The sequence below is a fragment of the Butyrivibrio sp. X503 genome (assembly GCF_003625475.1).
Classification (GTDB): Bacteria; Bacillota; Clostridia; order Lachnospirales; family Lachnospiraceae; genus Butyrivibrio.
The window spans coordinates 79,809-91,997 of sequence record NZ_RAIQ01000004.1 but is presented as its reverse complement, the minus strand read 5'-3'; the positions used below and the strand labels follow the sequence as shown (position 1 = coordinate 91,997).

Sequence of the window (12,189 nt, the reverse complement as noted above, 5' to 3'; positions counted from 1 at the left end):
TTGAGAGGTGCTTTAGGGTATGTCAAAAAAGTTTTTTGAGGTTTTCCCTGCACTTAAGTTGGACGCCAAGACCAAAGAGATAATGGAACAGACAGAAGTTACCAAGGTGTCCACGACAAGGAAGCAGGATTTCATACGAATATATATTTCGAGTAACAATCTTATTGATAAATCAGACATCATTAAGAGTGAGACGAGTATCAAGAAGCAGCTTTTCGGAAGTCACGATGTTAACATCAAGATTTACGAGAAGTTTAGCTTGTCTGCACAGTACACACCCAAGAATTTATTGGAACTATACAAGGACAGCATTGAGCTTGAGCTTAAAGACTATGACCATATGGAGTATAGTCTTTTTCGTTCGGCTTCTTTTGTGTACCCCGAAGACGGGAACGTTGTGATCCGGCTCGAGGACAGTGTTGTAAGCCAAAAGAAGGCTCCCGATCTTATCAGAGTTCTTTCCAAGATATTCAATGAAAGATGCGGTCTTTCCGTGGACATTCAGCCTGAATTTATAGAGGTTGAAAAGAGTAACGATGAGCCGGATTACTCCGCAGAATCAGCCAAGATGGCCAAGAAGCTTGAAGAGGCTGAGCTTAAATCAGAGGAAAAGAAAAAAGAGAAGGAAGAAAAAGAAGCAGCTAAGACGGAAGAAAAGAAGAGTGCCGGTGCTTCGGCAGGTTCTGTTTCCGCTTCCAAAGTGCCTGTTTCGGGCGGCTTCGGAAAAGGCAAATTCGCGGGAAGAAAAGGCGACTTCGGTGCCTTCAAGAGAAGCGACAATCCGGATGTTATTTTCGGAAGAGACTTTGACGAGGAGACAATGAAACTTGAAGATCTTGTCGGAGAGCTCGGCGAAGTTGTTATTCACGGTAAGATCACTGCTTTTGACAAAAGAGATATCAGAAACGAAAAGAGTATTCTTATCTTTGACGTTACTGATTTTACGGATTCAATCACGGTCAAGATGTTCGTTAAGACCGAGGATGTTCCCGAGATAACCAAAGACATCAAGCCCGGAGCCTTTGTTAAGGTTAAGGGAATCGCGGCTGTGGATAAATTCGATCATGAGCTTTCGATTCAGTCTGTTGCGGGAGTTAAGAAGATTCCCGATTTTACATCCAAGCGAGTTGACAGAGCTGAGGTTAAGAGAGTAGAGCTTCACTGCCATACCAAGATGAGTGATATGGACGGTGTTTCCGAGGTAAAAGATATCGTTAAGCAGGCCTACAAGTGGGGAATGCCCGGTATCGCGATCACGGACCACGGCGTTGTTCAGGCGCTTACGGATGCCAACCACGTATGGGAGTCTCTTTATGACGATGAGAAAAAGAGAAGGAAAGAAGCGGGAGAGCCGCCTATCGAGAGACAGGATTTCTTTAAACTGATCCTTGGAGTTGAGGCTTATCTTGTCGACGACCTTAAAGAGATTGTTGTAAACGACAAGGGACAGCCGCTTGATAATACGACCTTTGTCGTATTTGATATTGAGACGACAGGTTTTTCACCTATTAAAAATAAGATCATTGAGATCGGTGCGGTCAAGATCGTGAACGGCGAGATCGTTGACAGATTCTCGGAGTTTATAAATCCTAAGGTGCCGATCCCGTTTAGGATCACACAGCTTACAAGTATCACGGATGACATGGTCATCGATGCGCCGACAAGAGAGGTTATAATTCCTAAATTCGTTGAGTTCTGTAAGGACGCCGTTCTTGTAGGACATAACGTAGGCTTTGATATCAGCTTTATCAATCAGAACTGTAAAGAGCTTAATATTGATGTCGACTATACAACGGTCGATACGCTCTGGCTTTCAAGATATTTCTTCCCGCTTCAGGCAAAGCATACGCTTGATGCGGTTGCTAAGACACTTAACGTTGTACTTGGTCATCACCACAGAGCGGTTGATGATGCCGAGTGTACCGCGCTTATTTTTAATAAGTTCATACCTATGCTTCAGGAGCAGAAGGCGGTTACGCTTACCGACGTAAATATTTTGGGTAAGCCCACCAAGGAGATGATCCGTCATCTTCGTCCCAATCACTGCATTATTCTTGCAAAGAACACTCTGGGAAGGGTTAATCTCTATACCCTTGTGAGTGAATCTCATGTTGACTATTTCAGGAGATTCCCGCTTATTCCAAAGAGTGAGCTGTTAAAGCACAGAGAGGGACTCATCATAGGGAGCGCTTGCTGCGCGGGTGAGCTTTACGGCGCTGTTGTTGAGGGAAGACCGCCCGAAGAGATAGCAAGACTTGTAGATTTCTATGACTACCTTGAGATTCAGCCTGTTGCAAACAATCATTTCATGGTTGAATCCGACAGATATGAAGACATTAATTCCGATGATGACATCAGAGAGATAAATAAAGAGATAGTAAGACTCGGCGAGCAGTTTAACAAACCTGTTGTCGCTACTTGTGATGCGCATTTCCTTAATCCGGAGGATGAGATATATCGTACGATCATCATGGCCGGAAAAGGTATGAACGATGAGGAGGAGTCTCCTCTTTATCTTAGAACGACCGATGAGATGATGGCTGAGTTTGATTATCTCGGAGGAGACAAGGCTAATGAGATCGTAATAGAAAATACACGTAAGATCCTTGATATGTGTGACAGTATTTCGCCTGTTCGTCCCGATAAGTGCGCGCCTGTCATCGAAAACAGTGATGAGATCCTTACAAAGATCTGCTACGACAAGGCACATGAGATATACGGAGATGAGCTTCCCGAGATAGTGCAGGAGCGTCTTGAAAGAGAGCTTAACTCCATTATCAAGAACGGTTTCGCCGTTATGTATATCATCGCGCAGAAGCTCGTTTGGAAGTCCAATGAGGACGGATATCTGGTAGGTTCCAGAGGTTCCGTAGGTTCGTCGTTTGTTGCGTTCACTTCGGGTATTACCGAGGTTAATTCGCTGAGCCCGCATTACGTGTGCCCTCACTGCAAATACAGTGATTTCGATTCGGAAGAGGTTCTTAAATACGGCGGTAATTCAGGCTGCGACATGCCCGATAAGCGTTGCCCCAAGTGCGGAACCATGATGAATAAGGACGGTTTTGACATTCCTTTCGAGACCTTCCTTGGATTTAAAGGAGATAAGGAGCCTGATATCGACCTTAACTTCTCGGGTGAGTATCAGTCTAAAGCTCATAAGTATACGGAAGTTATCTTTGGTTACGGACAGACCTTCAGAGCCGGAACCATCGCTTCGCTCGCAGATAAGACGGCATTTGGTTTCGTAAAGAAATACTACGACCAGATAGGCTCAAGCAAAAGAAAATGTGAGATAAACAGGATTGTTCAGGGTTGTACGGGTATCAGAAGAGGTACAGGTCAGCACCCGGGTGGAATCATAGTTCTTCCCGTTGGAGAGGACATCAATTCTTTTTGCCCTGTTCAGCATCCTGCCAACGATATGACAACGGCTACAATTACGACACATTACGACTATCACTCGATCGACCACAACCTTCTTAAGCTCGATATTCTGGGACACGATGATCCGACCATGATCAGATTCCTTCAGGATTGCACGGGGCTCGATCCCAAGCTTGTGCCGCTCGATGATAAGAACGTTATGAGTCTTTTCATGAATACGACTGCGCTCGGCGTTACTCCCGAGCAGCTCGGCGGAACAAAGCTCGGATGCCTCGGTCTTCCCGAGTTTGGTACCGACTTTGCCATGCAGATGGTTATCGACGCCAAGCCCACTTCATTGTCCCACCTTATCAGGATATCAGGTCTTTCACATGGTACGGACGTTTGGCTTGGTAATGCGCAGACCCTTATTCAGGAGGGCAAGGCGACCATCGATACCTGTATCTGTTGTCGTGACGATATCATGATCTATCTAATTCAGAAGGGCATGGATAAGTCTCTTTCGTTCAAGACCATGGAGTCTGTACGTAAAGGTAAAGGACTTAAGCCCGAGATGGAAGAAGCCATGATCGCAGCGGGAGTTCCGGATTGGTACATCTGGTCTTGTAAAAAGATAAAGTACATGTTCCCCAAGGCTCACGCCGCAGCTTACGTTATGATGGCTTGGCGTATAGCTTATTTCAAGGTTTATGTGCCGCAGGCATTCTATGCAGCATGGTTCAGTATTAGAGCCAAGGCGTTTAACTATGAGCACATGTGCCAGGGTGAGAACCACCTTCATGCCATCATGAAAGAGTACAACAGCAAAAAAGATGAGCTTACCAATGCTCAGCAGGCAGAGTACGGCGACATGAGACTTGTTGAGGAGATGTACGAGAGAGGAATAGAATTCCTTCCCATCGATATCTTCAAGGTTAAGTCAAGGGATTTCCAGGTTATCGGCGATAAGATCATGCCTTCGCTTACAAGTATCGACGGCATGGGTGAAAAGGCCGCAGACCAGATCGTGGAAGCCGCCAAAGACGGCCCGTTCCTTTCAAAGGACGACTTCAGACAGCGCACCAAGTGCCCGCAGACAGTCATCGATAAGATGTCCGATATGGGACTTTTGGGAGATATTCCCGACTCTAACCAGATCAGTATTTTTGATCTTATGAAGGCTTGAGTTAAATAATATAAAACTTATAAAAGGAAGAGACAATTGTGAATATCGGAATTGATTTAGGTACCACCAACAGCCTGGTTGCGGTTTTCGACAAGGGGAATGCGGAAATTGTAGAAAACAGGCTAGGAGAAAGACTGACACCTTCAGCGGTAGCAGTGGATGAGGACGGGACCGTACTTGTGGGTAAAAGTGCCAAAGAGTATGGAATACTTCATCCGGAGAGAACCGCTGAGGTTTTTAAGAGATTTATAGGCAGTGATAAGCAGTATAACCTCGGGGGCAAGTTATTCCGCCCCGAGGATCTTTCCGCGCTTGTTTTGAAATCATTAAAAGAGGATGTGGAGAAAAAATACGGCGAAAAAGTTGTGGAAGCCGTGATCAGCGTGCCGGCATATTTTGATGATGACAGGCGTAAAGCAACTAAATTGGCAGGACAGCTTGCCGGGCTTAAGGTTGAGAGAATCATAAGCGAACCTACGGCAGCGGCTATTACCTACGGACTATATGATAAAAAGGATTATACAAGATTCCTTGTTTTTGATCTGGGTGGCGGAACGTTTGACGTTTCTATCCTTGAGCTGAGTAAGGATATATTGGAAGTTCGTGCGGTAGCCGGTGATAATTATCTTGGCGGTGAGAATTTTACCGATCTTATTTATGAATCCATTTTTTCAAAATTGAATATTGATAAGGATAAGTGTGACCGAAAAACTCTTTCCGGAATAAGGGAAGCGGCTGAGAACATAAAAACAGAGCTTTCGGATAAAGCTCTGATTTCCTCGAAAATAATAATTGACGGAAAAGAAAAAGAATACTCGCTTTCCGAAAGAGAATTTGAAGAGATGTCACAACCTCTTTTGGATAAGCTTAGAGGTCCTCTCCAAAGAAGTATCAATGATGCAAGGATCAAGCTTTCTGACATTGATGAGGTTGTTCTTGTTGGCGGAGCGACCAGGATGCCTGTTATCAGAAAATTTCTTTCCAGATTATTCAGAAAGTTTCCCGATACCATGATCAATCCGGATGAGGCGGTTGCGATAGGAACATGTATCCAGGCTGCAATGAAAGAACGAAGGGCAGAAGTTAAAGAAATAATCCTCACGGATGTATGCGGCTTTTCTTTAGGTGTTCAGGTTTCGGTGGGCAGAGAAGACGGAAGCTTTGAGAGTGGTCATTTTTCTCCCATCATAGAGAGAAATACCGTCATTCCCGCCAGCAGAACCGAGATATACTATACTACACACGACGATCAGGAAGTGGTGGATATAGAGGTATATCAGGGTGAAAGCCGAAAGGTAAGCAATAATCTTTATCTTGGAGATTTGTCTGTCAATGTGCCGAAGAATTTGGCGGGGATGGAGAAAATAGAAGTTACATTTACTTATGATATAAATGCTATTTTGGAAGTCGAGGTGAGGATATTATCAACAGGACAAGTGACCACCAAGCTCTTCAAAGGGCGATACAACAGAATGACCGATGAAGAAATTGCCGAGAGAATGAAGCAGCTTAGCTACTTAAAGATTGCTCCGAGAGATCTTGAGGAGAACAGATTACTTTTGATCAGAGCAGAAAGAGCATATGAAGAATCACTTGGAAGTGACAGGGCTTTGATCGAAGAAGCTGTGACCGCTTTTGAAGAAGCGCTTGAAAAAAGAGATAAAGCTTTCATTTTTAATTCGAAGAAAAAGCTGATAGAGATAATCAATCAAAATAATATATAACTTTAAAAGGAGAAGAGGCATGGACATCAAAGAGGTTTTTGACATTCTGAAAATTGAGATCACAAAAGATGAGAATAAGATAGGGGAAGCATACAGAACAGAACTTAGAAAACATAATCCCGAAGATGATCCGGATGGATTTAAGAAAGTAAGAACAGCGTATGAAAACGCAATCTCTTTTGCAAGAGAAAAAGACCAAGGGGAAGGGTTTTTCGAAAGGGGAGAGAATGATCCGCTCAACGTTTTTTATACGAGGCTTGATGAATTGTATAAATGTTATAAACGCAGAATAAATCCGGAGGAGTGGAAGAACCTTCTTTCAGATCCGGTGGTGACTGCTCTGGATACCGCTGAGGAAGTAAGAAGAATTCTTTTTTCATATCTTCAGTCACATTTCTATCTTTCAAACAGCGTGTATAAAGTGATCGATGATCTCTTCTTTATCGGCGAGAATTTTGTTGAGCTTTCCGGTATTTGTGAAGAAGGCTTTTTGCGATATGCCATGGCGAAGGCTGCCAACCGGTATTTTGATTTTGAATATGAGACAGTTATCGGAACGCCCGAAAAAGATGAAGACGGTGTGATTGATCGATATATCGGCAGCTTGATCGATCTGGTCAGCCCGTATTCTGAGGTTGAAGATATTGATGCGGAACTTGGAAAGTTACTTGAAACAGGGCTTCTTCATCCATGGTTTGTATTGATGGCTAAGAGAAATGACCTTATTAAGGGGGAATTGTCCGAAGAACAGGAAAAGGAGCTTTTTTATTGCTATATGGAAGAAGTTCCTGAGGAAAATCATCAGATTATTTATCGCTTTTTTGAGTACAGAGTTTATGAGACAAGAGCTATCATCTGCCGCAAGAGGGGAGATATACGAGATGCATTTTATTATTACAGATGGATGCACTTTATAGACGACAATGAGGAGGCTGCGGCATATATAGAAGAAAGTGGAAAACAGACTGCTGAACTGATGGCGGATATGGATGAATTTTCCGAATTTGACTGGAATGTATTTATCATAGCTTGTAAATTCGGCAATGCGCATGAGCTGGGGATAAAACGATATGAAAGAGATAAAGATAAGATTTCCGGATTGGACAATTATGTTTATATCCTTCAGAACATCGCCGAGTTTTACCAAAAGGACAAAAGACACCGCGATGCCAAAAAGTTACTTGATCTGATCCCGGATGGGGCGGATGATATCAATAAGTATAATAAGCTTGCTTCATCAAGCTTTTATCTGACAGACAGAGACGGATACAATTCAAGATCAGAAGCTGATATGTTGGCAGGCTATGTATCTAAGCTCATGGAATTAGATACAGAAGACGAGGAAGAGGGTGAGGGTGAGTATTCATCGGATTTTGTTGAGAATCTTGTCAATGTAGTTTGTTCCGAAACAAGAAGAAGGGATGCTAAACGGGCGATTCCTCTGGGCGAAAAAGTGATTGAAATTATTACCGAAGAACAGTTGGATACCGGTGATTATATTTTTGAAGTTCACAAATTAAGAGCATATTTTAACCTGATATATGCTCATCTTTCGGAATGTTTGGAAGAGGGAAAGAAGGAAGAAAATGACATAATCATAGAGAAAACTGTTTCGATATTAAAAGAAGCGGAGCAATACGCTTATGAAACACAGCGTATATATCATCAGGCAGCTTTTTGGAGCATAATCTCAAAATGTTTTTATTTAAGCGGAAGATATAAAGAAGCGATAGAGTATCTGGAGCAAAAAAGAGAGTTTTTGGAAATCAATAAGGATAAAAATGAAGAACTGTATGAAGAGTTAAATCCCGAACTGTGCGAAAGACTGATCTCTTTTTATACCGCTGTCAACAACAATGATAAGGCACGTGAAAACTTGGAAATAACGGCAAAAGGAGTATTCATTCCGGATCCTTTGTCTGAAAATTCCGAGCTTGATTACAGCGCGATCACGGAAAAAACAAAACTTATTCTGTCTTATTGCGCATATGAGCCTTCGATCTTTTTTAACGATGAATCGCAGAGGCTGTTATTTGACGCTTGCGATAAGTTGAATATGGTTTTGGAAAAGAACAATGGATATAAGGGCTTTTCAGAGTTTTTTTGGCGTATACTTTCTTATGGTCCCGCGATTGTTTCGGATCACAAGCGGCTCTATGATCTGCTTGTGAAAGATGAATTTTTGGATATTATCGAATCCGATGATAAAAAAAGGCGAAGTATTTTTATAAGTCTTGCAAGACTTTGTATGTATGCAGGCAATCGTGACCGGGCTAAAATTTTTGCAAAAAGAGCACTGGATGAAGCTACGAATGAGTGCCTATATTGTATCGAAAAGGGTATGACAGTGGAAAAAGCTGTGGAAGATAAAGACAGATTCGCCAACAGAATGGAATTATCATATATAAGCGAAGCATATATTTATATGGGAGATATTGATAAAGCCCGCCATTACTTATCTAAGATGGATGGGGAGGAGATGTGCCCGTATTGTATAAAAGGCGGTTGTACCGAAAAATATTTAACCTTGGCACAGATATATGCCTATGAGGGTGAATATGAGAAGGCACTGGAGTATTGCGATAAAACCGATGATGTAGAATGGCATAAACACGAAGAAGTTGCCCTGTCCATTAGACGTTATATCAGCAATATGAAGAGCGCCTGATCTTAGGTTGAAGAGTCGCCAAAAGCGGCGACTCTTCTATGAATAAATATTTTTTCAAAAATTTTTTAAAAAAGTACTTGCATTATTTTTATCTATGAGATAATATAAACAAGTCGCCGCGATACAGCGGTTGACACAAGTAAGTAAGCCTCGTTGGTCAAGCGGTTAAGACGCTGCCCTCTCACGGCAGAATCAGCGGTTCGATTCCGCTACGAGGTACGCAAGACTGTTAGTTATTTAAACAGCCCAACCCTGAAGCTAGAATACATTAGTATTCTGGCTTATTTTTTTGCCTGGAAAAAGATTGTGAAATTTGGAAGGTGACTTATCGGAAAATTTATTACTATGATTTCTGCTGTTTTGGGAATTGCTATTGTCGCGCTGCCTGCTGGAATAATAATTGCGGGGTATCAAGATGAGCTAGAAGAAAGAAGAAATAATAAGGGATAAAAGGAGTGCCTGCGATTAAGACACTTTTTGAATTTACATCCTTCAGATACACTCACATTTTTTATGACTATAAAAAAATTGCTCTAAATGCTATAATGTTTTTGCATAAATGTATGTTCATGGTGGGATTTTATGAAAGGATATATTTATGAGTAACAGAGAAAGAGCAATGGAACTTCTTGAACAGGTTCCGGAAGAAAAATTATACTATATCATATCAGTTATGGAAGGTACCTTGAAATCTGATAACGAAATAGACGAAGAAATTGATAAGTCTATAGAGCAATCGGAGAAAGAAATATCTGAAGGCGCTAAGTTGATAGATATAGAGGAAGCTTTTGCCGGATTGGAGGCAAAGTTTTTTGGATAATTACAAGGTTACAGTTACACCGCAGGCATTAAAGGATTTAGAGGAGGTGTACACTGTTACACTTGAACTCTCTGCGGATAGAGATATAGCTTATAGTTTTATTGAAACTATTAAATCATCTATAAGGAGATTAAAAAGCTTTCCTGATAGAGGAACAATCAGAACAGTAGGAAGACACAAAGGGTACAGGCAGATATTTGTAAAAAAATATACTGTTGTATACAGAGTAGATTACGAGAATAAGAAAGTATATATTGTTGCAGTAAAACCAAAAAAGAATCAGCTATAAACATTAATAATCAAATCTACTGTTTACAAATACAAAAACACACGTTATAATATTACGCAGAAGTGGACTTTCGCGAGTCCACTTTTTGCATGTCATGATATAGGCGTAATAGATCAAAGCAGCTTGCTGCGGAGCAATTCGTATATCATGTATTTCATGTACTTGTAGCCAACTTGCAACAATAAGGAGATAGAATGGCACGTAAGAATGATATTGAGAAGAAGACTGAAGAGCTTCTTACTCCCATCGCTGAAGCAAACGGCGTCAGCATTTACGATGTGGAGTATGTCAAGGAAGCGGGCGAGTGGTACCTTCGCTGTTACATCGATAAGGAAGGCGGCGTAGATATCAATGACTGCGTTAATGTCAACAGAGCACTTTCCGATGCGCTTGACGTTGATGACTTTATCGAAGAGGCATATACCTTGGAAGTCAGCAGTCCCGGACTCGGACGTCAGCTCAAGAAAGACAGACATTTTCAGAACAGCATAGGTATGGATGTAGAACTCAAGCTTTTTAAGCCAAGAGACGGTGTTAAGGAGTTTGCCGGTACACTTAAGAGTTTTGATGACACTTCGGTTACCGTAACTATAAATGAACAAGATGAGACTTTTATAAGAAAAGAGATATCAGTTATTAAGCTTGCTCTTGATTTTTAATCTGAGCGGAAAAAGGAGATTACGATGAGTAAAGAATTAATGGATGCCCTTGACCTTTTGGAGAAGGAGAAGAACATCAGTAAGGATTCTCTGTTCGATGCGATCGAGAATTCACTTATCACTGCTTGCAAGAACAATTTCGGCAAGGCAGAGAACATCAAAGTAGAAGTTGACAGAGATAACTGCGACTTCAAGTGCTACGCAGAGAAGACTGTTGTCGAGACAGCAGATGATGTTATGGATCCCATGCTCGAGATTTCACTCGATGATGCCAAGAAGATTAGCAAAAAGAGCAAGGTCGGCGATGTTGTAAACGTATCTTTAAACTCCAAGGAGTTCGGACGTATCGCAACTCAGAACGCCAAGAACGTTATCTTACAGAAGATTCGTGAGGAAGAGCGCGGAGCGATCTACAACGAGTATTTTGAAAAAGAGCATGACATTGTAACAGGTGTCATTCAGAGATATATCGGTAAGAACATCAGCATCAACCTTGGACGCGCAGATGCGATCCTCAATGAGAACGAGCAGGTTGAAGCTGAAGCTAAGTCAGGCTTCTACAGACCTACATCACGTATCAGAGTATATGTGCTTGAGGTTAAGAACGGTTCCAAGGGACCCAGAATCCTTGTTTCAAGAACACATCCCGATCTCGTTAAGAGACTTTTCGAGCAGGAAGTTGCCGAGATTCAGGACGGAACTGTTGAGATCAAGAGCATTGCAAGAGAAGCAGGCAGCCGTACCAAGATCGCTGTTTACTCACACAACCCCAACGTTGATGCGGTTGGTGCATGTGTAGGTGTTAACGGAGCAAGAGTTAATCTTATCGTTGACGAGCTTAACGGTGAGAAGATCGACGTTATCAACTGGGATGAGAACCCCGGTAACCTTATTCAGAATGCTCTTTCACCTGCCAAGATCGTTGCGGTATTTGCTGATCCCGATGAGAAGAGCGCTAAGGTAGTCGTTCCCGATTATCAGCTTTCACTTGCTATCGGTAAGGAAGGACAGAACGCTCGTCTTGCAGCAAGACTTACAGGATATAAGATCGACATCAAGAGCGAGACTCAGGCTAAGGATGCTCCCGGATTCCGTATGGAAGACTATCTTGATGATGAAGATTATGATGATGAGGATTATGAGGGCGAGTACGAGGAAGAGGAGATCGATGTGATCGATGAGGCTTCCGAGGATGCCGATGTAGAGGAATAAGATGCAAAAAAAGATTCCAACCAGAAAATGTGTCGGTTGCGGAGAGATGAAGGATAAAAGAGAACTCGTAAGAGTCATCAAGACTCCCGAGGATGAGATCTGTCTTGATACAACCGGAAGAGCGAACGGAAGAGGCGCATATATCTGCAACAATGCGGAATGTCTTAAGAAAGCACTTAAGAACAAAGGGCTTGAGCGTTCACTCAAAGCGCAGATTCCCGAAGATGTACTTGATAAGTTGAGTAAAGAGTTTGGAGAGTAAATTGGA

General features: G+C 42.2%; 8 protein-coding genes and 1 tRNA gene. All 9 read left to right on the top strand.

The window, feature by feature from the left end; genetic code table 11:
* Nucleotides 1-19 precede the first annotated feature (19 nt).
* The 9 genes from D6853_RS08190 to rnpM all read left to right on the top strand — a co-directional run bounded on the left by D6853_RS08190 (nucleotide 20) and on the right by rnpM (nucleotide 12,183).
* Nucleotides 20-4,549 (top strand): PolC-type DNA polymerase III, encoded by a 4,530-nt coding sequence (locus D6853_RS08190; RefSeq protein ID WP_120657527.1) that lies wholly within the window; start codon nucleotides 20-22, stop codon nucleotides 4,547-4,549.
* Nucleotides 4,550-4,587: 38 nt separating this feature from the next.
* The gene (locus D6853_RS08185; RefSeq protein ID WP_120657526.1) at nucleotides 4,588-6,273 is read left to right on the top strand and encodes an Hsp70 family protein; all 1,686 of its coding nucleotides are present in this window, start codon (nucleotides 4,588-4,590) and stop codon (nucleotides 6,271-6,273) included.
* Nucleotides 6,274-6,292: 19 nt separating this feature from the next.
* Nucleotides 6,293-8,941 carry a tetratricopeptide repeat protein gene (locus D6853_RS08180; RefSeq protein ID WP_120657525.1) on the top strand — a complete coding sequence of 883 codons (2,649 nt, stop codon included), beginning with the start codon at nucleotides 6,293-6,295 and terminating at the stop codon, nucleotides 8,939-8,941.
* A gap of 147 nt (nucleotides 8,942-9,088) precedes the next feature.
* Nucleotides 9,089-9,160, top strand: a tRNA-Glu gene (locus D6853_RS08175).
* Between the two features lie 379 nt (nucleotides 9,161-9,539).
* Nucleotides 9,540-9,761: a hypothetical protein gene (locus D6853_RS08165; RefSeq protein ID WP_120657524.1), complete on the top strand. Its 222-nt coding sequence runs from the start codon at nucleotides 9,540-9,542 to the stop codon at nucleotides 9,759-9,761.
* Nucleotides 9,754-10,050, top strand: a complete 297-nt coding sequence (locus tag D6853_RS08160) for a type II toxin-antitoxin system RelE/ParE family toxin (RefSeq protein WP_158588700.1) — start codon at nucleotides 9,754-9,756, stop codon at nucleotides 10,048-10,050. The genes D6853_RS08165 and D6853_RS08160 overlap by 8 nt, the downstream gene beginning before the upstream one ends.
* 194 nt (nucleotides 10,051-10,244) lie before the next feature.
* A complete protein-coding gene (gene rimP, locus D6853_RS08155; RefSeq protein WP_120657522.1) occupies nucleotides 10,245-10,709 on the top strand; it encodes a ribosome maturation factor RimP in 465 nt (154 codons plus the stop codon).
* A 24-nt stretch (nucleotides 10,710-10,733) separates the two neighbouring features.
* Nucleotides 10,734-11,921, top strand: coding sequence for a transcription termination factor NusA (nusA, locus tag D6853_RS08150; protein ID WP_120657521.1), 1,188 nt, complete (start codon nucleotides 10,734-10,736; stop codon nucleotides 11,919-11,921).
* Nucleotide 11,922: 1 nt separating this feature from the next.
* A complete protein-coding gene (gene rnpM / locus D6853_RS08145) occupies nucleotides 11,923-12,183 on the top strand; it encodes an RNase P modulator RnpM (protein ID WP_120657520.1) in 261 nt (86 codons plus the stop codon).
* Nucleotides 12,184-12,189: the final 6 nt, after the last annotated feature.